This is a genomic window from Paenochrobactrum gallinarii (assembly GCF_014205685.1).
In the GTDB taxonomy this organism is placed as follows: domain Bacteria; phylum Pseudomonadota; class Alphaproteobacteria; order Rhizobiales; family Rhizobiaceae; genus Paenochrobactrum; species Paenochrobactrum gallinarii.
This window is the reverse complement of the sequence record NZ_JACIIU010000004.1, coordinates 210,689-232,992: the sequence shown is the minus strand read 5'-3', so window position 1 is coordinate 232,992 and position 22,304 is coordinate 210,689. Positions and strand designations below refer to the sequence as shown.

Sequence of the window (22,304 nt, the reverse complement as noted above, 5' to 3'; positions counted from 1 at the left end):
TCTCCATAAAGATGTATGACTTGAAGTCAAAGACATTGGTAAAAAGCGCCACCAGACAATGATCGCTCTGATTTTGTAATTATTTAGCGGCTGGCTAATGGCAGAACAAGAGCTAAAACCTGTAAATTCATTTTGACTGCCGCAGACATACATAATGCCAAACGCGCTCCAGCTCCTCATCGCGCACACCCATTTGCTGCAAATGCTCCAATGTAGCTTTGACATATTCATGGTTCGGTCCGGCATTGCCTGAAGCTGAAGCCACAATTCCTGCTGCCTTTTCCGCACTCAAAGCCCTTGCATATTGCGCGTGGTTGCAATCAGCCACATAGACGATCGCTTCTGCAATTAAGCCGCCTTCCAGTTCAACCGTCTGGTTTTTTTCCAGATAGACATTGTTGACCTGCTCACGCTCTCGTAGATAGTCCACAACCTTTTGGCTCTCATTGCCAGCCACTTTAAAAGCTAAACCATCACAAAAGCCGCCCTCGTCCAAACCAAGCACCAAGCCCGGATTTTCGGCTGTACCGCGATAAACATGCGAATAAATACATAAATTACGATGAAATCCGTGCAAACGTGCCCGTTTGCTTTCTATAAAATCAAAACCCGGCCGCCACATAAGCGAACCATAACCAAAAACCCAAAAATCTTTCATAGTATTTTTTCAATCATTATGCTGGCCTCATTGCGAAGCGCTGTTATGTTACGCTACAAACATCCGTCAGATCAGTTTGCAAATCAATCTGTAACATCACGATTGAGCATAAGGCCGTTTTATAATGTCTATGACACAACCTGCCGCGCCATCGCGCAAAAAGCTCAAACTGCTTTATGTTTTGCTCGCTCTTGTCGCTGCTCTTTATACCGCCGGCTGGTTTTATCTGGCAAACAAAGTGGAAATTCGCGCTGCCAGCGACCTTAAAGGGCTGACAGCCAAAGGCATTAATGTTCAATGTGAAAACTTGAAAACCAGCGGTTATCCGCTGAAGCTTGATGTGGTTTGCGAAAGCATTTCATGGCAGCAAAAGTCCGAAGGCATTTCCTTCATGGCTGGCCGGTTTAGTTCCGGCTCTGCAATCTATGCGCCGATGTCGCTCAATAATCAGCTGACCGGCCCTGCCTTTATCAATTTACCCGGGCTGGAACCGCTGGAAATTGACTGGAACAGCTTTACGTCCAATGCACGTTTGGCACAGCCTTTTCCAACCGAAATTTCGCTCAAAAGCTTTGATCTGAACATATCACTGCGTAGCGAACCAACGGCCAGCGAACTCTTGTCCAAATTGGAGGAGCTGGAAATTAAGCTCTCCAATGAAGATAATAATTTCAATCTTGATGGCCGTTTTGCCGGACTTGAATTTGCAGCACAGCTCATCAATCGCAATAAAATGCCGGAAATCGACGGGTTGGTGAATATCGCTTTATTCGATTCACAAAACCTGCTCGACAATCGCAATCTGCCATTTCCGGAAAATTTGCGCGGCCAGTCAGGTGAAATCAAACAAGTAATGATTTCCTTATCCAATGGCGCGGTTGTTTCACTAAGCGGGCCGTTTTCCGTTAATTACGATGGCGAAATTAACGGCCAGATCAAAATCGCACTAACAAACCCGCCAGCACTTGCACAAGTCGCTCAAACTCTCTTCCCCGAAGAGAGCAACAATATCGCAACGCTGCTTTTTGCAATTTCAGCCATGCCAAAAGATGAAAACGGCAATCCTACACTGGATGTCACCATCAAAGACGGCAAGGCCAATGCCGGCTTTATCCCGCTTGGTCGTTTGCCGAGCCTTTAAAAACTTCAGGCATAAAAAAACCGCCTCTTTAATAATCAGAGAGGCGGTTTTTTAATTAAATGACAATTATCAGCTTTTAACCGGTTCTTTTACAGCTGCCTGCCGGCCAAAGTCCGGTGCATCCACCTCCTGACCTGCATCAATAATCCCGCGACGCACATCACGCGTACGGCTGAAGAGATCATAAAGCGCATCACCATCACCCCAGCGAATGGAGCGTTGCAGCGATGCCAGATCTTCCGAGAAACGACCCAGCATTTCCAAAATGGCATCTTTATTATGCAGGCAAACATCACGCCACATGGTCGGGTCAGAGGCGGCAAGACGGGTGAAATCACGGAAACCGGAAGCGGAGTATTTAATCACTTCCGATTTGGTCACACGTTCCAGATCGCTGGCTGTGCCAACAATATTGTAAGCAATCAAATGTGGCAGATGCGAAACTATCGCCAGCACCAGATCGTGATGCTGCGGCTCCATATGATCAAGGCGCGAACCGCAGGCTTCCCAGAAAGCTGACAATTTGTCGAGTGCGGCTTTATCCGTATCCGGCAGCGGTGTCAGAATGCACCAGCGATTGATAAAGAGGTCGGCAAAACCGGCATCGGGGCCTGAATATTCGGTTCCGGCAATCGGATGGCCGGGAATGAAATGCACTGTGTCCGGCAATTCCGGCTGCATCTGCTCAATCACAGAAGCCTTGGTGGAGCCAACATCGGTAACAATGGCACCCGCTTTAAGCGATCCGGCAATCTGGCGTGCAACCGCACCGGAGGAGCCGACCGGCACAGAGATGATCACCAGATCAGCATCGCGCACGGCTTCGGCGCTATCTGTCGTGTATGCATGACCCAATTGCAGTTCTTCTGCACGTTTAAGCGTTTCCGGACTGCGGGTGGCAATGGTTACATGTTTGGCCAAGCCCTCACGCTGAATAACGCGCGCCAGGGAAGACCCGATCAGGCCGATGCCGATAAGTGTAATTTTGTTAAATTGTGGTTCAGACATTTTACTGCTTCATAAAGTCGTTGAGTGCGGCGATTACACCGCGATTGGCTTCTTCCGGGCCGATAGTCAGGCGCAACGCATTAGGGAACCCGTATCCCCCAACACGGCGCAAAATATAGCCATAGGAAGAGAGCCACTCATCTGCCTTTACAGCCGATTTGGCTGCATCGTCAGGGAAGTGGATCAGCAGAAAATTCGTAACCGATGGTGTGACCTGCAAACCCATTTTGGTCAGCTCTTCAGTCAGCCATTCAGCCCATTTGCTGTTATAAGCAATGGAAGTTTCAACATGATCGCGGTCGCGGATTGCAGCTGCTCCGGCAGCCAATGCTGCCGAATTCATGTTGAATGGCCCGCGAATACGGTTCATCGCATCAATCATATGAACAGGCGCATAAGCCCAGCCCACTCGCAGCGCTGAAAGACCATGGATTTTAGAGAAAGTGCGGGTCATCACCACATTTTCATTGGCAGATACCAGCTCGACACCAGCCTCATAATCATTGCGGCGCACATATTCCGAATAAGCGGCATCCAGCACCAGAATGACGTTTTTTGGCAAACCGGCATGCAGACGCTTAACCTCTTCAAACGGCAGATAAGTGCCGGTCGGGTTGGCAGGGTTAGCAATGAAAACAATTTTTGTGCGCGGTGTCACGGCTGCCAGAATGGCATCGACATCAACACGCAAATCTTTTTCCTGCACGGTGATTGGCTTGGCGCCCGATGCCTTGGTCTGGATTTCATAAATCGCAAAACCATGTTGCGTGATGATGGTTTCATCACCAACCGACAAATAGGCATGGCAGATCAGCCCCAGCAATTCATCTGAACCATTGCCACAAATAATATTATCCATGTTCAGGCCGTGGGTCTGGGCAATTGCCTGACGCAACACGGTTGCCTGACCGTCCGGATAAATGGCGAGCCGTTCGGCGGCGTGCCGATAGGCCTCCAGCGCATGCGGGCTCGGCCCTAACGGGGTTTCATTGGCGGAGAGCTTATAGACCTTAGCAACACCTTCAACAGTTTCCTTACCTGGCACATAGGCAGCGATGTCCATGACACCGGCTTTAGGAGTAGGGCGATTGAGGTTTTGATCGTTGGTCATCATTCTGTTCCGTCAAATGAAACTACAGTGATTAAGGAAAAATCTGCATTCTCAGTCTGCATGCATAGCAAATGCATCATAGCGGCATAAACTGCCACTACAGACAAGTCGAGCAAAACCTTAAACCAAACGAGAGAACAGCGCCGGAAATGGCATTTTTACCGCATCCGGCACGTTTTGACCGGCTGCATGACCTGAAAAGATTCAGTCTTGCGCGTTAAAGTGATGAGCGATCTGTTCAATATCCGCCACCATCTTGTTCAAATCTTCACTGATACGCTGATGAAGATTGGCGGCCAGCTCCGGATATTCTTCCAATATGCGACGGAAAACCGTGCGGCTGAGACGGATAACTTCCGTTTCTTCTTCTGCCAAAGCACCGGTTAAACGGTCGGTCTGGGCGATCAATGCCATTTCACCAATGATGGAGCCGACATGCACAGAGCGCACCGGAATGCGCTCATGCTTCAACCGGTGAAACAAAACTATATGGCCGGAGACAATTATATAAGCGCAATCCGCACTTTGCCCTTCATGAAATAATTCACGTCCGGGACGCAGAACCAAGCGCTCCGCACCAAAGGCAAGCAGACGCAACTGCTCGCCGTTAAAGGTTTCGAACAGCCCAACTTTGCCTAAGATGCGAATATCATCATCAAGTGCCATAGAGTTCTTTTACACTTTCGACAGACTTATTCCATCATGGCACAAGTTTGTATCCCCCGCTTTCTGTCACCAAAAGCGAAACATTTGACGGATCTTTCTCGATTTTCTGACGAAGACGATAAACATGGGTTTCAAGCGTGTGCGTTGTCACACCGGAATTATAGCCCCAAACCTCTTCCAGAAGCTCATCACGCCCCACCACTTGGGTGCCGGAACGGTATAGATATTTGATAATCGCCGCCTCTTTTTCGGTCAGGCGGATTTTTACCCCCTTCTCGTCGAGCAATAATTTTTGCCCTGGCTTGAAGGTGTAAGGCCCGACCACAAAGGTCGCATCTTCGCTCTGCTCATATTGGCGCAACTGAGCGCGAATACGTGCGAGAAGGACAGCAAAGCGGAAAGGCTTGGTGACATAATCATTAGCGCCTGATTCCAGCCCCAAAATCGTGTCAGCTTCGGTGTCATGACCGGTCAGCATGATAACAGGTGCTTTAAAGCCGCTGAGACGCAATTGCTTCACCGCTTCACGACCATCCATATCCGGCAAGCCGACATCCATAATCAATAGATCAATGATATTACCTTTGATCGCTTCCATGGCTTTAGCTGCGGTTGCTTCCTGCCGGATTTGAAATTCTTTGGCGAGCTCTAACTGCTCGACCAGAATGGCGCGCAAATCTTCATCATCATCAACAATGAGAATAGTGCGGTTCGTCATACCTGTCCTCTTTCTTCAGCCGGATAGCGATCAGCCTGAATATGCTTCAGCTAACATTTTTCTATTTATGACACTGATTATCAACAAGTTGAAGCCGTGAAAGACAAAAAACGATTCTACTTACAGAAGATATTTTCTTAAGCTCGAAAAACTTTCATTTGTCAAAACAGCCTGTCTCAAAAATTCAGCACCAGCACCGGTTTAGATGCATCCTACATTTATATAGCTATTTCATTATGATAGTGTCTATTTGATGAAATCACATATATTTGATGGCACTCATCAGCTTTGCGCCGCATCCGCGAAACACCAGACACGCGTCTCTTTCACATCTGCGTCTTCCAAAGCGCGGGTGACAGGCACCTGATACAATGCCAGTTCAGCCAAATCATCTTTTGGCAGATAAGCACGCCCCGGATCACCCATCAGCACCAGTGCACCGCGATTTGCCAATTTTTGAAACCAAGGCATCAAAATATCAGCAAAAGGCTTATCATAAAAAACATCACCCGCCAGCACAACATCCCAGCCGTGATCCTGCCCGATCAGATTGTCGGATGTGCCCGATAGTTCAACACCGTTGACTGCCGCATTAAGCGCCATTGCCGGCATGGCAAAAACATCAATATCAGTTGCCATAACCGATTGCGCGCCTGCTTTCACCGCTGCAAGACCCACCAACCCCGAACCGGATGCAAAATCCAAAACAGTTTTACCACGCACCAATTCAGGGTGATCGAGAATATAACGGGCAACGCCCTGCCCGCCAGCCCAGGCAAAAGCCCAAAACGGCGGCGGCAGACCAATAGTTGCAAGCTCTTCTTCGGTTTTATGCCAAAGGTCATGCGCTTCATCGGCCAGATAAAGCTGCAATTCCGGTACAAAATCTAAATATTGAAGGCTGGTATTTTCTAAAATAAACAATGTGATGCGCTCGCCTTTTGGCTGCAAAGTGGCATCTCGCGCATCACTTTTCATCGTTTAAATGCTTTTCGGATCAAGGCCACCCATGCGGCAAACCTCATCCCATTCGTCTTGCAAAACAGGCTGAACAGATAAACGCATCGAAGTCACAAGCGCCATTTTTTCCAAAGCCGGATTGGCTTTCACGGCTTTTAAGGTCACCGGCTTTGGCATATCGCACACAGCGCGAATATGCACGCAATCCCATCGCGGATCGTCAGTGGTACTATCAGGTGCCGAAAGCTCGTTGACCTCGACAATGCCGACGACTTCCAAACCTTCATTGGAATGATAGAAAAAAGCTTTATCGCCAATTTTCATGGCACGCATATTATTGCGCGCCTGATAATTGCGTACGCCGTCCCATTCTTCACCGGCCGCACCTTTGGCTTTTTGCATTTCCCAAGACCATTTGAATGGTTCCGATTTAAAAAGCCAGTAATTAGCCATTGGCCGCATCCTTTCCGGAAAAACAGACGTCAAACGCGTGAAAAAACGGAGCTTATACTCCGGTTTCAATTTCGATTAATAAGCTCTGATAAGAGCCAAATTCTTTTTAAGCAGCAGATGGATTATTGAAAACCCAGTTCCACGGGCGGATTGTGACCGATTCAAACAATCCTGCAACCGCATAAGGATCACTGGCTGCAATTTTTTCGGCATCTGCCTGGCTTTCTGCTTCAATCACAACAAGGCTGCCATTCGGCTTGTTATTACCATCCAAGAAAGGACCGGCAAATTTCAACTTATCACCCAGACCATTCAAGAATTCCACATGGGTCGGACGTGTGTCCATACGCAATTGCAGATGATCGGTTTTATCGTTGCAAAGAATTGCAAAAAGCATAGTTCACTCCCGTTTTTAATCTTCTATTTTCAGCGGCCTGTTAATCAAAGCGGTCACTGCATCATCAATAGTGATTTCGCCGGCCAAAAGCGCAGCCGTTGCATCAATGATAGGTGCGGCTATCTGATATTTGAGACAAAGCTCCGCTGCAATAGGAGCTGTGGCCACACCTTCTGCCAATGGGCGGCGCGACAGATCTTCACCAGCGCCCAAAGCCATACCGTAAGAATAATTGCGCGATTGCGGTGATGAGCAGGTCAGCATCAAATCACCCAAGCCCGACAAGCCCATAATTGTTTCAGCGCGAGCGCCCATTTTGTGGCCGATACGACGCAATTCAACAAAGCCGCGGGTCACCAGTGCGGCCTGTGCACTTGCACCAAGACCGCGCCCGATTGCTGCACCGGCGGCCAAAGCCAGCACATTTTTCAATGAACCGCCGATTTCAACACCGGTCAGATCATCCGTTGAATAGCAGCGGAATGCAGCCCCGGATAAAGCAACAGAGACCTGATCGGCAATGGCGATATTTTTGCTGGCGATGGTCACAGCCGTTGGCAGTCCGCGCGCCACATCGGTGGCAAAGCTTGGGCCTGATAGCGAGGCAAGCTGATGCGTTGGTAAAACTTCACTCACCACTTCCGACATCAAACGGCCAGTGCTGCGCTCAATGCCTTTAGCGCATAAAACCAGCGGTGCCGATTGCGGAATAAGCTCAGCCATTTCAGCTAAAGCTGCCCCCATTGCCTGCGCCGGAATAACCGACAAAACAATATCAGCACCGCTCAAAACCTCTGCCGCTTCGCTACTCGCATGCACGCTTGCAGGCAGCACAATATCGCCTAAGTAACGCTGATTTTGATGGTTGCGATTAACATCCTCAACCGTTGCCGCATCGCGGGCATAAAGCATCGTTTGATGGCCATTATTAGCAGCCATCACGGCAAGTGCCGTTCCCCATGCCCCGCCACCGAGGACAGCAACTTTTAAATCTTTCGTCATGCCTTGGCTCCTCTGCGTCCCGTTCCGATTAATGGCGCGGATTTCTGATCCAGCGGCCAGCGCGAACGTGGCGCAATATCAAGCGGATCACCATTTTTGCCAAATGATTCGTCTTGATCAAATTCTTTATCTTGGCAAGCACGTTCCACACCAGCCCACGCAATCATTGCGGCATTATCGGTGCATAAATTATGCGGCGGCGCGACAAAGCGGAAACCATAGCGATCACAAAGACCTTGCAAAGCAGCACGCAAAGCTTTGTTAGCAGCAACCCCACCTGCCACCACCAGTTCCGGCATTGGCTTGTCGGGATATTCTTGCCTAAAGCGTTTCAAAGAACGACTGACACGATCACTCAATGTGTCGGCAACAGCCAATTGAAAGCCTGCGCAAATATCGGCAACATCCTGCTCACTTAAAGGCGCGATTTCTGTTGCGGTCTGGCGCACTGCGGTTTTCAAACCGGAGAAGGAAAAATCAAGCCGTGCCTCGCCTTTTAACGGTCGCGGCAGTGAAAAACGCTTCGGGTCACCTTTTAAGGCCGCCTGCTCAACGGCAGGTCCGCCCGGATATGGCAGCCCCAGCAGTTTGGCAGTTTTATCAAAAGCTTCGCCCAATGCATCATCAATCGTGGTGCCAAGGCGGGTATAATCGCCAAGACCACGCACCAGCACCATCTGGGTATGACCACCGGAAACCAGCAACAATAAATAAGGATAGCTCAGTCCATCGGTGAGGCGCGCTGTCAGCGCATGGCCTTCCAGATGGTTGATCGCATAAAATGGTTTCTTCTCGGCCAAGGCCAGCGCCTTGCCGGTCATCAGGCCAACAATCAGCCCGCCAATGAGGCCGGGGCCTGCGGTTGCAGCAATGGCATCCACATCGCCAAGCTCACAATTTGCTTCAGCAAGAGCCTGTTTCACCAGCCTGTCCAGAGCCTCCACATGCGCACGGGCAGCGATTTCCGGCACGACACCACCATAGGGTTCATGCTCGGCAATCTGGCTCAACACGACATTGGACAGAATTGTCCCATGTCCATTTTCATCCCGTTCGACTATAGCTGCGGCTGTTTCGTCGCAACTCGTCTCTATTCCAAGCACGCGCATTTGCGATTAGACCCTGAATTTGTTGCCCCCGAGGGGATTTTTGGTTAGGCCATAGGCTAAACCACATTATGACAAGTTTATGCAACCCGGTATCATGGACGAATGAATATGCAAACAGCATCCTTGAAGATCGGCACGCGCGGCAGCAAGCTCGCGCTTGCTCAAGCCTATGAAACGCGCCGCCGCCTACAGGAAGCCCACGGCCTGCCTGAAGAGGCCATTGAAATCGTTCCGATGTCCACCGCCGGTGATCGCATTCAGGATCGCCCTTTAGCAGAAATTGGTGGCAAAGGTTTGTTCACCGAAGAAATTGAGCAAGCACTCCATGCTGGCGAAATTGATATAGCAGTCCATTCCACCAAAGATATTCCAACTGTGCTGCCGGATGGTTTGCATCTGTCGGTTTATCTGGAACGGGAAGACCCGCGCGATGCTTTCATCGGCCGCAATGTCAAAAAATTCACTGATTTGCCGCAAGGTGCTGTGGTTGGCTCATCCTCTTTGCGCCGTCAGGCGCTCATTCGCCGTTTGCGCCCTGATCTGCAAATCGTCATGTATCGCGGCAATGTGCAAACCCGTTTGCGCAAATTAGAAGAAGGCGAAGTGGACGGCACATTTTTGGCCGCTGCCGGTTTGCGCCGTCTTGGGCTACAAGATGTCATCACCGACCTGATGGAGCCGGAACATTTTCTGCCAGCTCCCGGCCAAGGTGCAATTGCCATTGAAAGCCGTATCGGTGACACCCGCATTGATGCGCTGCTGGCTCCTCTTGCCCACCGCGAAACGCAAATTGCTCTTGCATGTGAACGTGCATTTTTAGGCCATCTTGATGGCTCATGCCGCACACCGATTGCCGGCCTTGCGATCATCGATCAAGGACAATTGCGCTTTAATGGTATGATTCTCACCCCTGATGGCACACAGGCACATCATGTCAGCGGCGAAGGCTCCATCGCCGATGCGGCTGCGATTGGTGAAGATGCAGCCAAGCGCGTACGTGCCATGGCAGGCCCCGACTTTTTCAAAGACTGGTAAGATCAGGATTGGCTGATTTGGAAATTTCATCCTCGGTAAAACTGCCGGAAGGCAAAGGAAGGCGCATTTTAGTGACGCGGCCGCAACCAGCGGCAGCTCGCACTGCTCGTCTTTTGCAAGAGGCGGGATTTATCGCGGATGTTTTTCCACTAACTAAAACACAAGGGTTGTCACCCACCGTCGAGATGCTGGATTATGCGGCGGTCACCGCCACCAGCATCAATGCTTTTCGCCATGCCGATCCGGCACTCCTTGAAGGCTTAAAACATCTGCCGCTTTTTGCCGTCGGTGTGCGCACCGCAGAAGTGGCGCGTGAATACGGCTTCCAAACGGTCATTGAAGGCGGCGGCGATGCGGTGCGGCTGGCACAAACATTGGCCGCTCATTTGCCGCCTCAGGCACATATCATCTATCTGGCCGGACGCGTGCGCCAGCCTGTTTTTGAAGAGCGCGTTCACGCGACCGGCATCATCATGCGTACTTATGATATTTATGATACGGTCGCGACGAATTTCCAACCGGATGCGATTATCAATCAGCCATATGCGGCAGTGTTATTATATTCCGGCGTTGCCGCCAGCAGCCTGAAACATTTGCAAGAACAGAGAGCAGAACCGCTTTTAAAGGCCGATACCAAGTTTTTCTGCATAGCACCGCGCGTGGCTGAACTTCTGCCCGAACACTGGAAAAACAACAGCTTTTCTGCCGATCATCCCGATGAAAACGGAATTTTTAGGCTATTTCAGCATATTTAATGAAAAATGAGGCAACGATTCCTTCATATCAAGGTTATATCTGCTAAGTTGCCGACCATATAGATTGCTAATTGCTGCGCTAATCATGACGAGAGGACCAATGGCAAAATCCGGAACACCGCGACACTCAAAGTCAACACGCAAACCCGTGACGATCGAGCATGATCCCGCACCGCGCCAGGAAACAGGTGACGCAGTGAACCCGAAGCCACACCCCCATGAAGCAGAACCGGTCGGCGATTTTACCAAAGCAAAAACCGCCCGCCCAAGCACGGTTAAAACTGAAGCGCCGAAATCACCGGCTGCCAAACCAACCGCCGCACCAGCACAGCAAAACACAGCAAAGCCCGATAGATTAAAGGAAACAGGTTCCGTGTCACAATCCCATATGCAGGCCGAACCAAAACCGCAATCAAGCACTGCTTCCAGTACATCGGCCAGTGCATCGGCAAAAACAAACGATCCGGCTTCAAAACCGGCAACGGTGAAAAACACCCGCAATACCGGTTCCAATCTGATAGCAGGCATTGCAGGCGGCGTAATTGCCTTGGCGGGGGCTGCGGCTTTGCAATGGGGCAATGTTATCCCCTCTCCCGGTGCCCGCGTTACTGCCGAGCAATTAGCACATATAGAGCAAGAAATTGCAGCGCTTAAAATTGCACCAGTAACAGCATCGCTCGATCAGGCCGGACAGCAAAAACTGGAACAAGCGCTCAATCTTACCCAAGCAACAGCTGAGAAACTTAACGAGCTTAGTAATTCCACAACGGCAAAACTGAATGCGCTGCAAAAACAGATCGACAATCTGCCAGCCGCAACCAGTGCTAATGTCGATGCCGATATTGATGGATTAACCGCTAAAATTGCAGCCTTGGAAACACAACTTGCGACAGCATCTTCAAAAGCCAGTGAAGCCGCCGCCAATGTTTCCACTGATCAAAGCTCAATCACCGCATTGCAGGATCAGTTTTCTGCGTTGCAGGAGAAAATCTCCGAGACATCGCGTCAACCTGATGTGGCAGCTTTGATTGCGGCCAATTCCCTTAAAAATGCCATTGATCGCGGTGGCTCTTATGTGAGCGAACTGGAAACCTTCACCTCTCTGCGCCCGTCTGATCCATCAATTGAAACGCTTAGTCAGCATGCAAATACAGGCATTCCGACCGTGTCGGATTTAAATGCGTGGTTTAATCCTGTGGCCGATAAAATTGTTGCAACTGCCAATAAACCTGCCGCTGATGCCGGCCTGTGGGAGCAGCTGATGGCAAGCGCCAAAGGACTCATCAGCGTGCGCCCTGTCGGTGATGTCAGCGGCACAGGTGTTGGCCCGACCACGGCCCGTATGGAATCAGCACTGCATTCGGCAGATCTGGAACGCGCCATTAATGAATGGGAACAACTCCCGACCGACGCCAAAGCGGTCAGTCAGGAATTTGCCGATCAGATGAAACTGCGCCGTGATGCCGATCAGCTGCTTACCCGTCTGATGACCCAAAGCCTGCAACCGAAAACGGATGCAGACACACCTCAGGCTGCACAATAAGGAGCGCTCGCATGATAAGAATTTTTATCTATGTGCTGATTATTGTCGCCTTAGGCTTAGGCTTTGGCTGGCTGGCTGATCGACCTGGTGATCTGGTGATGATGTTTGGCGGCCAGCGCTATCGAATCAGCCTGATGGTGGCTGCGGCCAGCATTGTCGCCATTGTTGCAAGCTTTATGCTGTGTTGGTGGCTGATCAAAAACATCTATCAATCGCCGCATCTTTTGCGCCGTCATTTTCGTGCCCGCAAGCGCGACCGCGGCTATCAATCCTTATCCACCGGCCTGATTGCAGCCGGCGCCGGTGACGCAGAAGCCGCACGTCGTATGACCGCACAAGCGGCGAAACTGATCAGTGCGGATCAGGAACCGCTGATCAAATTGCTGGAAGCACAAACCGCCATGCTCGAAGGCCGTGCCGATGATGCCCGCAAAGGGTTTGAAGCGATGGTGGAAGACCCTGAAACACGTTTGCTGGGTTTGCGCGGTCTTTATATTGAATCGCTGCGTATGGGTGCCTATGACGCCGCCCGCAACTATGCGGCCGAAGCGGTGCGCCATGCACCGCAGCTTGAATGGGCATCTTCTGCCGTTCTTGGCCAGCTTTGCGCCCAAGGCAATTGGGATGCAGCGCTTAATCTGGTTGAAGCTCGCAAACAATCACTGCGTCAAAGCAAAGAAGTTGCCAAAAAAGAACGCGCAGCCCTGCTGACTGCCAAAGCCATGGCTAAGCTTGAAACCGAGCCGCTTGAAGCACGCAGCATTGCACTGGAAGCACATAAGCTTAATCCTGATCTCATTCCGGCATCTGTCATTGCTGCACGCGCTCTTTTTGCCCAAGGCGAAGTGCGCAAAGCATCCAAAATTCTGGAAGCTGCGTGGAAGAAAGAGCCGCATCCTGAGATTGCCGATGTTTATGTGCATGGCCGCAGTGGCGACACTGCCCATGACCGCTTGAAACGCGCGCGACATCTGGTGTCACTGCGCAACAATAATGTTGAAAGCAATCTGGCTTTGGCACGGGCTGCTTATGATGCCAATGAGTTCAACGTGGCACGCGATCAGGTTGAGCAGGTCTTGAATGCCGCGCCGCGAAAAAGCGCTTATCTGTTGCTTGCCGATATTGAAGAAGCCGATAGCGGCGATCAGGGGCTGGTGCGCCAATGGCTTGGCAAAGCACTTAAAGCGCCGCGCGATCCGGTCTGGACAGCCGATGGTTATGTGTCGCAAATATGGGCTCCGGTTTCACCCGTTACCGGTCGCTTAAATAGCTTTGAATGGAAAGTGCCGGTGGAAGAGCTGACTCCGATGATTGAATCAGAGCCGCAAGAAGTGATGGGAGAACCAGACGGCAACGCTGATTTGCCGGAAGCCCCCCCAGTGCTTGATCTCACACCGGTTAAACCTGTTACACCAGCCAGACAGGCTGTCGTCGAAACAAGCGAACCGAAAACTGAAGCAAGCAAAACCGAAACCGTCAAACCCACGGCGCCCAAATCTGACAAAAACAATAAACGTGACATTCCGCTGACGGTTGTGGATGATCCGGGTGTGCATCCGGATGATGTCGGCGCCATTAAAACTAATAATATGCGCTTATTTTAAGCGCTTCATCGGGGAACTGCATGCTAGATCGGTTACTTGATTTTATGAAAGACATTCAGCAGAGCGTCATGGGCGAGCCTGCTGAGAATTTTTCTGATGACGATCCCCGTCTGGCAGCAGCAGCCCTTCTTTTACACGTCATGGATGTAGATGGCGATCGTCGTGAAACAGAACGCGATGTGCTCTACCGCACCTTGTCAGAAGCTTATGCCCTGCCCCGGGAAGCAGTCGAGCGCCTGATTCAAGCTGCAGAAAAAGCCGATCAGGAAGCTATCGATATTTATGGATTTTCGATGGTGCTGAAACGTCATCTCAATCAGGCTGCACGGCTCGAATTTATCGAACTGATGTGGGAGATGGTTTACAGCGACGGCGAAGCTCATGAGCTGGAAGATGTCGTGATGTGGCGGCTGGCCGATCTGCTGGAAGTGGCAGAACCGGATCGCATGACCATCCAGCAGCGCGTTGAAAAACGCTTTTGCCCGCAAGCATAAATCCGGTTCTTATGAGCCCGTACCAAAGGCTGCAATTTTTAGTCTTTGCCGAGGAAGACTTTCCACATCATGGCGCCGAGCGCCGCTCCCAATAATGGTGCCAGCCAAAACAGCCATAGCTGGCTAAGGGCGGCTGTTTCAGCAAATAGTGCCACGCCTGTGGAACGCGCCGGATTAACGGATGTGTTGGTCACCGGTATCGACACCAAATGAATAAGCGTCAAACTTAAACCAATGGCAATCGGCGCAAAGCCTTTGGGCGCTTGTTTGGATGTTGCTCCTAAAATGATCAGCAGGAAAAATGCGGTCAGCACGATCTCAATAATCAGTGCGGAAACCATATTAAACTCACCGGGTGACAAGTCTCCATAACCGTTCGAAGCAAAGCTTTCAGGTGCAAAAGTGTCGTTGCCGGAAGCAATGATGAAAAGCACCAGTGAAGCCGCTACCGCCCCCGCCAGCTGCGCCGCCCAATATGGCAAAAGCTCACGGGTTTGCATGCGGCCACCGATCATAAGCCCAAGCGACACTGCCGGATTGAAATGGCCGCCGGAGATGTGCCCGACCGCATAGGCCATCGTCAGCACACTTAAACCGAAAGCAAAGGCAACGCCTAAAAAGCCAATGCCAAGCTCAGGAAATGTTGCAGCCAGAATTGCGCTGCCACAACCGCCAAAAACCAACCAGAAAGTGCCGATGAACTCAGCCGACAATTTATTAATCATGCATTAATCCTTTAGAAATTAAAGTAATGTTTTTATAAAAAAATTTTTAAACAAATAATTACTGTTAACTTACGCGATGATTTAATGTATTCAATTCACAATATTTATGTAATATTATATTTATGCTACATCAGTGGATGAATTAACAAAACAGTCGACTACAGGCTTATTTAATTATAGACTACTAAAAAATGCTCTTTATTATTAGGAGCCATTAAGTCTGTCTTAAAACGTTGCGAGAATGCACAAAAAATGGATTTTAGCGTGTTATCATCATCTCATATCCGGCCTATAGCTGTTTTACTGCCGCTGCTGGCGTTCATGCAGGGGTGCAGCGTTAATACCTATGCCGAAAAAATCACACTCGATAAAACAATTATGCCGACGGAATGTGCGGGCTGGGAAAAAATCGATCTCAAAAAGCGCACCTCACTTTTTCTGATGCGCGAAGATCCGCGCCTGATCGTTGAAATCGACAGCCACAATCTCAAAGGCCAGAACTTGGGCTGCTGGCAATAATCATGCCTATGTTTTTCACGATGCATGCTCTACAGTAACGCCCATGCATCCTGATATTATTGCTCTGCGCTCTTTTTACGACAGCAAACTGGGCATGATGGCCGAGCGCTCCATCACCATGACACTGAGCGCCTTGTGGACGCGTATGCCCGATGAGCGCCTTGTGGGGCTTGGCTATACGCTGCCTTTTCTTGACCGCTTCAAAGGCGATGCAGAGCGCACATTTGCCTTCATGCCTGCCGGTCAGGGTGCTGTTGCGTGGCCACAACGGCAAGCAAACACCACGGCTCTGGTTTTTGATGAAGAATTGCCGCTGCCGGACACCTCCATTGATCGCATCCTGATGGTGCATTCACTGGAGTTTTCTGAAAACCCGGCCGAGACACTCAATGAAATGTGGCGCGTGCTTGCACCCAATGGCCGTCTTTTGATTGTCGTGCCAAACCGACGCGGTATCTGGGCACGTTTTGAGCACACGCCTTTTGGCAGCGGCCGACCTTATAGTCGCGGCCAGATCATGTCCGCGCTGCGTGAAGCCAATTTTACTGTGACAGCCACCAAAGATGCCCTGCATTTTCCACCCACTTCAAAAAGCTGGCTGCAAAAGCCTGTCTCAGGGCTGGAGCGGATTGCCCGCACATGCTGGCCTGCCTTTGCCGGTGTTTTGGTGGTGGAGGCTCAAAAGCGACTTTATCAAGGAGTGCCTGTAGCAAGGCGCACTTCACGGCGGGTTTTTGTGCCGGTTCTCACCCCGCAAGGCACTGCTCGCGGCTCGGCTAAAAATGCAGCTCTAACTAAAGCAAATAAAAACGGTCAGGCACAAAGCACCTGACCACTTATGAGAATTGCAATTAAAGATCAAAGCTCGCGATTACCGGCACATGGTCAGACGGACGCTCCCAACCGCGCGCTTCACGCAGAACCTGCAAATCTTTAATGTGATTTTCCAAATCCTGTGAGCCCCAGACGTGATCCAATCTGCGGCCACGATCTGACGCATCCCAATCCTTGGCGCGGTAGCTCCACCACGTGTAAATTTTTTGATCCGCCGGAATAAGATGGCGCATCAAATCGCTCCAACCACCTTTGACACGCAGATCTTCCAGCGTTTCGGTTTCAATCGGCGTATGGCTGACGATTTTAAGCATCTGCTTATGCGACCATACATCGTTTTCCAGTGGCGCAATATTGAGATCACCAACCAGAATAGACGAAAAACCGTCGCCTTGGTCAGCAACGACATCACGCATTTCTTCCAGAAAACCAAGCTTGTGAGCAAATTTAGGATTGATATCCGGCTTTGGTTCATCGCCACCTGCAGGCACATAAAAATTATGGATGCGGATTTTTTTATTGCCGGCTTCCACCACCGAGCTTAAATGGCGGCAATCGCCCATATCGCAAAAACCGATCACATTCACATCACTCAAAGGACGGCGCGAAACCGTTGCAACACCGTGATAACCCTTTTGGCCGCTAATCGCGATATGCTCATAGCCAAGCGCTTTAAAAGCATCATGAGGGAATAAATCATCCGGACATTTTGTTTCCTGCAAGCACAAAACATCAGGCTGATAGGTTTGCAAAAACTGCTCGACCAAAGGCAGCCGCAGGCGCACAGAGTTGATATTCCAGGTCGCAACAGAAAATGCCATTTCGCTCACTCGCTTTCATTAAAAAACGCGAGCACAGTAGCACTAAAGTCAAAAATAAAAACCGCTCTTCTCACGCATCCACAATAGAGACGGACAAAAGCGGTTTACCTGTTTGTTAGTTATTTTTTTTGCCCTTCATGGCAATGCGCTGATAGTCGATTTTAAACATATCATCGGTAAAGCGAACGCCGGTGCGCACATTGAAAACCATTACCGTGGTATCAAGGTTTTGTGCGTCGGTGATTGTCCACTGCTTCAGCTCATAGGTCTTGGGATCAAACATCATGGTGATTTTTGAATCACCAAAAATCGACTTATCACCCACCACCAAAGTGGTCATATCCGGCTCTTGTTTGATCTGTTTCAGGCGGCCGCCGCCTAAATCAATACGATCATCGAGCAACATTTTAAGCGGTGTGGTCGACAGTTTGTACTGATCCCATGTATCGAGTTTGCGATTGTTAATCACCACAGACTGACCATCGGAAATCACACGGATCGGCGAGTTTTCATAGTTGAAGCGAATTTTACCCGGACGCTCAAGATAAAATGTGCCGCCCTGCTGGTCGCCCTTCGGGCCAAACTGAACAAACTCACCTGTCATAGTGCGAATGCCGGAAAAATGATCTGCAATTTTCTGCGCTTGCTGATTGGCATCTTGCGCCTGTGCACTAACAGGAACCATAACCGCCATCGGCAAGCTCATACCAACAGCTGCACAAAGTGTTCCTGCAACAGAGATCGTTTTTACTTTATCAACCAGCTTGGAAAACAGCATATTCATTCGCTTCCAAATCTCTCTTTTCATTATCATCAGATATTATGTAGGTCGCCAGTTTGTCGTTAGTAAGGCGCTGCTTATCACCATTGCCATAATCACTTTCAGGCACTTTCAAGTGCATGGCTTTAATAATCATCTCCGTCGGTCGGCACTAAAATCTCGCGCTTACCGGCATGATTGGCCGGACTGATCAGCCCCTCTTCTTCCATCCGTTCAATAATGGTGGCCGCACGGTTATAGCCAATGCCAAGACGACGCTGGATATAAGAGGTCGAGACCTTTTTATCCCGCAATACGACAGCCACGGCCTGATCATAAGGATCGTCGGAATCTTCCAGATTGGAAGTGCCCCCAGGCCCCACTCCTTCATCTTCATCATCTTCAGTAATGGCATCCAGATATTCCGGCACACCTTGGCTCTTCAGGTGCTGCACGACCTGTTCAACCTCTTCATCGCCGACAAATGGCCCGTGAACACGCTGAATACGTCCGCCACCAGCCATAAATAACATGTCACCCATGCCAAGCAGCTGCTCGGCGCCCTGCTCACCCAAAATGGTGCGGCTGTCAATTTTAGAAGTGACCTGGAAGGAAATACGGGTCGGGAAATTGGCTTTAATCGTACCGGTAATAACATCCACCGACGGGCGCTGTGTTGCCATGATCACATGGATGCCCGCCGCACGCGCCATCTGTGCCAAGCGCTGCACCGCACCTTCAATATCCTTACCCGCAACCATCATCAAATCAGCCATTTCGTCGATGATAACGACGATATATGGCATTGGCTGCAAATCGAGCTCTTCTGTCTCGTAAATAGCTTCACCAGTATTCCGGTCAAAACCGGTCTGAACAGTACGGGAAATGGATTCGCCGCGTTTTTGCGCCTGCGCGACACGGGCATTAAAGCCATCAATATTACGCACGCCCACTTTGGACATATTACGATAGCGCTCTTCCATCTCGCGCACTGTCCATTTCAGCGCGACAACCGCCTTTTTCGGATCCGTCACCACAGGCGTGAGCAAATGCGGAATACCGTCATAAACCGACAATTCCAGCATTTTCGGATCAATCATAATCAGGCGGCATTCCTGTGGCGTCATCCGGTAGACCAGCGACAAGATCATCGTATTGATTGCCACCGATTTACCCGAGCCAGTCGTACCCGCAACGAGTACGTGAGGCATCTTGGCAATATCGGCAATCACCGGTTCGCCATTGATATTTTTACCCAGCGCCAGCGCCAGCTTTGCTTTGTTCTGTTCAAAGTCACGGCTGGCCAGCATCTCGCGCAAATAGACCATTTCACGCTTCTGATTTGGCAATTCAATACCAATAGCATTACGCCCCGGCACTACCGCCACACGTGCAGCAATAGCGCTCATCGAGCGGGCGATATCATCGGCCAAACCAATAACACGCGATGATTTAATACCTGGTGCAGGCTCAAGCTCATAAAGCGTTACCACCGGCCCCGGCTTAACGCTGATGATTTCGCCGCGCACACCAAAGTCTTCCAGCACACCTTCCAGCATACGGGCATTTTGATCCAACACATCTTTCGACAGCGTGGCATCGCGCATTACCGCCTTCGGTTCTGCCAATAATTGCAAAGACGGCAGCTCGAAAGCGCCGCTGCGTTTTCCACGCGCGGCACGGGCATTGCTACGGCTTGAAGATGCACGCTGAGCGGTTTGCGTGACCGGTGCTGGCTGATCCTCATCCGACCAAACATCATCATCACTACCCATAGCAAATGGCGGTTCATCATGAGCAATATCATCACCACCAAACCCAGGCTCACGACGACGACCGCTACCACGCAGATCCCCGAAAGGATCGTCATCACGGCGCGCATCACGCTTCTTGGTCGAACCAGTCAAACGACGCATCAGTGCCTGTGCACTTAAATACCAATGGGTAACAGCTCCGACAAACTGGAAGCGCGACGGTGCCGGCTCGTCATCCTCTTCATCGTAATAATCATAGTCGTCCTGCTCGGCATCATCGGCAGGCAGTGCACCAGATTTAATCAGGCCGTTTTTACGGCCTGTCAGACCACCGGCAAAAGCACAAAGCCAAATAGCGGGAAATAGTAAGACCAGTGCGATGACAGAAGCGATAGCACCATGCGGAAACGCACCCAGAAAAAGACCGGGAAGTTTCAGCATCATATCACCGAAAACACCACCCAAGCCGATCTGCATCGGCCAGCTTGGCGGTACAGAAAAACAACTGGCAATAGCGGCAAACAGTAATGCCGATAAAATCCATGCCATAATTCTTTTTGGCAGACGGCCGATTTTACCCTGAACCATCAGCAAAATGCCCCAGAACACTAAGGGCAAAAGGGCTGTCACACTGGCGAGCCCCAAAAACTGCATGGCGAAATCGGCAAAAACCGCACCCGGATAGCCAAGCGCATTGGTCGCCTCTTGCGATGTTGCATGGCTAAAACTCGGATCGGTCACATTCCATGTAGCCAGCGCGCCGATCGCCAAACCGACCAGAACCAGCAAAAATAGTCCGAGCAGAATATCGACCTGACGCCGCAACAGCGTCATCAATCGTAATCTGTCACCATTTAGCCGTTCATCGTTGACCGGATATCCCTGCCGCATGAAATCTGTCCTGAATAACCCTGCTCTTTAAGCTCCTGCAAAACCAGCATGCCAAACACGTTAATTTTGCAGATTCGGGACATCATAAAACACCGATAGTTAAGACGTCATTAACCATCGCGCAGGAGCCGACTACCTAACACTATCAAATCAGCAATATTCTCAATCTGCTTCTTCAGGCCTTTTTTTGCTTATTAAACCAGCAAATAAGATGCGCCTGTATCAAACGCTTTGAACAATGTATGAAATGGAAAAAATCCCCCTCACGCAAACACGCATAAAGAGCATAGAATGTATTTTTTCCATGTATGCTTTTAAATTCATGCAGACATTGTTCAATCAAGAATGCAGATTCTTGCTTATCCGGATGTTTAGCAATTGACTTGATGATATGGCGCAACTGCAAGGCTGCAAAATATGTGGTAATCAAGTGAGATTTTTTGCTTAGAGCGCCTATGTTTTTTTCATATCTGTTTTTAAATTCTTTAACAGCCCTAAGACTTTCTATTTCTTTATCGGCACGAAGTGACGACAATATGCTTCCTTCACGGGCACGATAGGCTACGAGCGGCTGGTTCAGATAAAAAGCTGTTTCTGCATATGCAGATAAAAGAGGCACAACGGTCACATCCTCAAATATTTTTCCAACCGGAAACTCTGTCCCGTTTTTAAAAAGAGTGCGCCTATAAATCTTTGACCACGGGTGTAACCTCGTACTTTTCATCGTCGCGTTATATAACAACCCATCATCTGTATTCTGATAGAAGCCAGGTTTCCCATCAAAACTAGTGCGCTGAAAGCCCTTACGTATCATACGCGGAGTAGGATCATGGAACCACGCATTATAATCAAAAAATAATATATCGGGCTGATGCTGCGCGATACACCCCAACACGTTCGAAATTGCATTGTCTAAAATTTTATCGTCAGAATCTACAAACCAAATATATTGACCGCGAGCATGTTCCAGCAAATTATTGCGTGCAACACTGATGCCGCCATTTTCTTGCGCCAAGATTAAGCACGCATCCAATCCTTTAACAATTCTGTGTTGCTTAATTTTTTCAGCAGTATCATCCGTGGAGCCGTCATCATAAATGATGACTTCACATTGGTTCGTAATCTGATCTGCGATGCTATCCAAACACTCATCTATGTATTTAGAAACATTATAGCACGGAACGAGGATACTTAATTTGACAAAACTACAATTACTATTCTTCACTTCCGACCATAACTTTACCCCAAGCGGGGCATCTAGTTTGAACAAATATCTTTGCTACACCAAGCCGCAGTTTAAAACAATACTTGCCTACTAATGGCAACGAATAACTCACTCAACTTAA

Annotated in this window: 23 protein-coding genes and 2 pseudogenes; 8 read left to right on the top strand and 17 right to left on the bottom strand. The window is 49.8% G+C overall.

Annotated elements, in window-relative coordinates:
- Positions 1-127: 127 nt before the first annotated feature.
- Positions 128-658: a gamma-glutamylcyclotransferase gene (locus tag FHS77_RS06970; RefSeq protein ID WP_184221697.1), complete on the bottom strand. Its 531-nt coding sequence runs from the start codon at positions 656-658 to the stop codon at positions 128-130.
- A 124-nt stretch (positions 659-782) separates the two neighbouring features.
- Between FHS77_RS06970 and FHS77_RS06965 the strand changes: the two genes are divergently transcribed.
- Complete coding sequence (locus tag FHS77_RS06965; protein WP_184221695.1) at positions 783-1,799, top strand: DUF2125 domain-containing protein; 1,017 nt, start codon at positions 783-785, stop codon at positions 1,797-1,799.
- A 69-nt stretch (positions 1,800-1,868) separates the two neighbouring features.
- On the opposite strand, the gene FHS77_RS06960 is transcribed toward FHS77_RS06965, so the two are convergent.
- The 9 genes from FHS77_RS06960 to tsaD form a co-directional block, all read right to left on the bottom strand.
- Positions 1,869-2,807 (bottom strand): prephenate/arogenate dehydrogenase family protein, encoded by a 939-nt coding sequence (locus tag FHS77_RS06960; RefSeq protein WP_184221693.1) that lies wholly within the window; start codon positions 2,805-2,807, stop codon positions 1,869-1,871.
- A 1-nt stretch (position 2,808) separates the two neighbouring features.
- Positions 2,809-3,918 carry a histidinol-phosphate transaminase gene (gene hisC / locus FHS77_RS06955; RefSeq protein WP_184221691.1) on the bottom strand — a complete coding sequence of 370 codons (1,110 nt, stop codon included), beginning with the start codon at positions 3,916-3,918 and terminating at the stop codon, positions 2,809-2,811.
- Between the two features lie 204 nt (positions 3,919-4,122).
- Positions 4,123-4,584 carry a Crp/Fnr family transcriptional regulator gene (locus FHS77_RS06950; protein WP_184221689.1) on the bottom strand — a complete coding sequence of 154 codons (462 nt, stop codon included), beginning with the start codon at positions 4,582-4,584 and terminating at the stop codon, positions 4,123-4,125.
- Positions 4,585-4,618: 34 nt separating this feature from the next.
- Positions 4,619-5,302: a response regulator transcription factor gene (locus FHS77_RS06945; protein WP_184221687.1), complete on the bottom strand. Its 684-nt coding sequence runs from the start codon at positions 5,300-5,302 to the stop codon at positions 4,619-4,621.
- Between the two features lie 282 nt (positions 5,303-5,584).
- Positions 5,585-6,280 (bottom strand): class I SAM-dependent methyltransferase, encoded by a 696-nt coding sequence (locus tag FHS77_RS06940; protein WP_184221685.1) that lies wholly within the window; start codon positions 6,278-6,280, stop codon positions 5,585-5,587.
- Between the two features lie 3 nt (positions 6,281-6,283).
- Positions 6,284-6,715, bottom strand: coding sequence for an EVE domain-containing protein (locus FHS77_RS06935; RefSeq protein WP_184221682.1), 432 nt, complete (start codon positions 6,713-6,715; stop codon positions 6,284-6,286).
- A 106-nt stretch (positions 6,716-6,821) separates the two neighbouring features.
- Positions 6,822-7,112, bottom strand: a complete 291-nt coding sequence (locus FHS77_RS06930) for a YciI-like protein (protein ID WP_184221680.1) — start codon at positions 7,110-7,112, stop codon at positions 6,822-6,824.
- Positions 7,113-7,127: 15 nt separating this feature from the next.
- Positions 7,128-8,114, bottom strand: coding sequence for an NAD(P)H-dependent glycerol-3-phosphate dehydrogenase (locus FHS77_RS06925; protein WP_184221678.1), 987 nt, complete (start codon positions 8,112-8,114; stop codon positions 7,128-7,130).
- Positions 8,111-9,223, bottom strand: a complete 1,113-nt coding sequence (gene tsaD, locus FHS77_RS06920; protein WP_184221676.1) for a tRNA (adenosine(37)-N6)-threonylcarbamoyltransferase complex transferase subunit TsaD — start codon at positions 9,221-9,223, stop codon at positions 8,111-8,113. Before tsaD ends, FHS77_RS06925 begins: the two co-directional genes overlap by 4 nt.
- A 108-nt stretch (positions 9,224-9,331) precedes the next feature.
- Between tsaD and hemC the strand changes: the two genes are divergently transcribed.
- From hemC to FHS77_RS06895, 5 genes are all read left to right on the top strand, one after another.
- Positions 9,332-10,258 (top strand): hydroxymethylbilane synthase, encoded by a 927-nt coding sequence (gene hemC / locus FHS77_RS06915; RefSeq protein ID WP_184221675.1) that lies wholly within the window; start codon positions 9,332-9,334, stop codon positions 10,256-10,258.
- A gap of 17 nt (positions 10,259-10,275) precedes the next feature.
- On the top strand, positions 10,276-11,013 hold the full coding sequence (locus FHS77_RS06910) for a uroporphyrinogen-III synthase (RefSeq protein WP_246431252.1): 738 nt from the start codon (positions 10,276-10,278) through the stop codon (positions 11,011-11,013).
- An 85-nt stretch (positions 11,014-11,098) separates the two neighbouring features.
- The gene (locus FHS77_RS06905; RefSeq protein WP_246431251.1) at positions 11,099-12,556 is read left to right on the top strand and encodes a COG4223 family protein; all 1,458 of its coding nucleotides are present in this window, start codon (positions 11,099-11,101) and stop codon (positions 12,554-12,556) included.
- Between the two features lie 11 nt (positions 12,557-12,567).
- Positions 12,568-14,160: a heme biosynthesis HemY N-terminal domain-containing protein gene (locus FHS77_RS06900; RefSeq protein WP_184221672.1), complete on the top strand. Its 1,593-nt coding sequence runs from the start codon at positions 12,568-12,570 to the stop codon at positions 14,158-14,160.
- 20 nt (positions 14,161-14,180) lie between these two features.
- A complete protein-coding gene (locus FHS77_RS06895) occupies positions 14,181-14,654 on the top strand; it encodes a tellurite resistance TerB family protein (protein WP_184221670.1) in 474 nt (157 codons plus the stop codon).
- 38 nt (positions 14,655-14,692) lie between these two features.
- Here FHS77_RS06895 and aqpZ read toward each other — a convergent pair whose 3' ends face one another.
- A complete protein-coding gene (gene aqpZ / locus FHS77_RS06890) occupies positions 14,693-15,379 on the bottom strand; it encodes an aquaporin Z (protein ID WP_184221668.1) in 687 nt (228 codons plus the stop codon).
- Between the two features lie 321 nt (positions 15,380-15,700).
- Between aqpZ and FHS77_RS06885 the strand changes: the two genes are divergently transcribed.
- Positions 15,701-15,898 (top strand): hypothetical protein, encoded by a 198-nt coding sequence (locus FHS77_RS06885; protein ID WP_246431262.1) that lies wholly within the window; start codon positions 15,701-15,703, stop codon positions 15,896-15,898.
- Between the two features lie 43 nt (positions 15,899-15,941).
- On the top strand, positions 15,942-16,730 hold the full coding sequence (locus tag FHS77_RS06880; RefSeq protein WP_184221664.1) for a class I SAM-dependent methyltransferase: 789 nt from the start codon (positions 15,942-15,944) through the stop codon (positions 16,728-16,730).
- Between the two features lie 19 nt (positions 16,731-16,749).
- Here FHS77_RS06880 and FHS77_RS06875 read toward each other — a convergent pair whose 3' ends face one another.
- From FHS77_RS06875 to FHS77_RS06855, 6 genes and pseudogenes are all read right to left on the bottom strand, one after another.
- Complete coding sequence (locus tag FHS77_RS06875; protein WP_184221662.1) at positions 16,750-17,553, bottom strand: exodeoxyribonuclease III; 804 nt, start codon at positions 17,551-17,553, stop codon at positions 16,750-16,752.
- Positions 17,554-17,668: 115 nt separating this feature from the next.
- Positions 17,669-18,331 carry an outer membrane lipoprotein carrier protein LolA gene (locus tag FHS77_RS06870; protein WP_374786218.1) on the bottom strand — a complete coding sequence of 221 codons (663 nt, stop codon included), beginning with the start codon at positions 18,329-18,331 and terminating at the stop codon, positions 17,669-17,671.
- Positions 18,309-18,470, bottom strand: coding sequence for a hypothetical protein (locus FHS77_RS06865; RefSeq protein ID WP_184221658.1), 162 nt, complete (start codon positions 18,468-18,470; stop codon positions 18,309-18,311). Before FHS77_RS06865 ends, FHS77_RS06870 begins: the two co-directional genes overlap by 23 nt.
- Positions 18,460-20,145: pseudogene (locus FHS77_RS06860) on the bottom strand (DNA translocase FtsK); the annotation flags it as partial. The gene FHS77_RS06865 and the pseudogene FHS77_RS06860, both read right to left, overlap by 11 nt.
- 236 nt (positions 20,146-20,381) lie before the next feature.
- Positions 20,382-20,958: pseudogene (locus FHS77_RS16480) on the bottom strand (DNA translocase FtsK 4TM domain-containing protein); the annotation flags it as partial.
- A 175-nt stretch (positions 20,959-21,133) separates the two neighbouring features.
- Positions 21,134-22,183, bottom strand: a complete 1,050-nt coding sequence (locus FHS77_RS06855; RefSeq protein ID WP_343060964.1) for a glycosyltransferase family 2 protein — start codon at positions 22,181-22,183, stop codon at positions 21,134-21,136.
- Between the last annotated feature and the right edge of the window lie 121 nt (positions 22,184-22,304).

Coding starts and splice junctions, on each gene's coding strand:
- FHS77_RS06970 (WP_184221697.1), bottom strand. CDS start 658: ATGAAAGATTTTTGGGTTTTTGGTTATGGTTCGCTTATGTGGCGGCCG.
- FHS77_RS06965 (WP_184221695.1), top strand. CDS start 783: ATGTCTATGACACAACCTGCCGCGCCATCGCGCAAAAAGCTCAAACTG.
- FHS77_RS06960 (WP_184221693.1), bottom strand. CDS start 2,807: ATGTCTGAACCACAATTTAACAAAATTACACTTATCGGCATCGGCCTG.
- hisC (WP_184221691.1), bottom strand. CDS start 3,918: ATGACCAACGATCAAAACCTCAATCGCCCTACTCCTAAAGCCGGTGTC.
- FHS77_RS06950 (WP_184221689.1), bottom strand. CDS start 4,584: ATGGCACTTGATGATGATATTCGCATCTTAGGCAAAGTTGGGCTGTTC.
- FHS77_RS06945 (WP_184221687.1), bottom strand. CDS start 5,302: ATGACGAACCGCACTATTCTCATTGTTGATGATGATGAAGATTTGCGC.
- FHS77_RS06940 (WP_184221685.1), bottom strand. CDS start 6,280: ATGAAAAGTGATGCGCGAGATGCCACTTTGCAGCCAAAAGGCGAGCGC.
- FHS77_RS06935 (WP_184221682.1), bottom strand. CDS start 6,715: ATGGCTAATTACTGGCTTTTTAAATCGGAACCATTCAAATGGTCTTGG.
- FHS77_RS06930 (WP_184221680.1), bottom strand. CDS start 7,112: ATGCTTTTTGCAATTCTTTGCAACGATAAAACCGATCATCTGCAATTG.
- FHS77_RS06925 (WP_184221678.1), bottom strand. CDS start 8,114: ATGACGAAAGATTTAAAAGTTGCTGTCCTCGGTGGCGGGGCATGGGGA.
- tsaD (WP_184221676.1), bottom strand. CDS start 9,223: ATGCGCGTGCTTGGAATAGAGACGAGTTGCGACGAAACAGCCGCAGCT.
- hemC (WP_184221675.1), top strand. CDS start 9,332: ATGCAAACAGCATCCTTGAAGATCGGCACGCGCGGCAGCAAGCTCGCG.
- FHS77_RS06905 (WP_246431251.1), top strand. CDS start 11,099: ATGACGAGAGGACCAATGGCAAAATCCGGAACACCGCGACACTCAAAG.
- FHS77_RS06900 (WP_184221672.1), top strand. CDS start 12,568: ATGATAAGAATTTTTATCTATGTGCTGATTATTGTCGCCTTAGGCTTA.
- FHS77_RS06895 (WP_184221670.1), top strand. CDS start 14,181: ATGCTAGATCGGTTACTTGATTTTATGAAAGACATTCAGCAGAGCGTC.
- aqpZ (WP_184221668.1), bottom strand. CDS start 15,379: ATGATTAATAAATTGTCGGCTGAGTTCATCGGCACTTTCTGGTTGGTT.
- FHS77_RS06885 (WP_246431262.1), top strand. CDS start 15,701: ATGCAGGGGTGCAGCGTTAATACCTATGCCGAAAAAATCACACTCGAT.
- FHS77_RS06880 (WP_184221664.1), top strand. CDS start 15,942: ATGCATCCTGATATTATTGCTCTGCGCTCTTTTTACGACAGCAAACTG.
- FHS77_RS06875 (WP_184221662.1), bottom strand. CDS start 17,553: ATGGCATTTTCTGTTGCGACCTGGAATATCAACTCTGTGCGCCTGCGG.
- FHS77_RS06870 (WP_374786218.1), bottom strand. CDS start 18,331: ATGCTGTTTTCCAAGCTGGTTGATAAAGTAAAAACGATCTCTGTTGCA.
- FHS77_RS06865 (WP_184221658.1), bottom strand. CDS start 18,470: ATGATTATTAAAGCCATGCACTTGAAAGTGCCTGAAAGTGATTATGGC.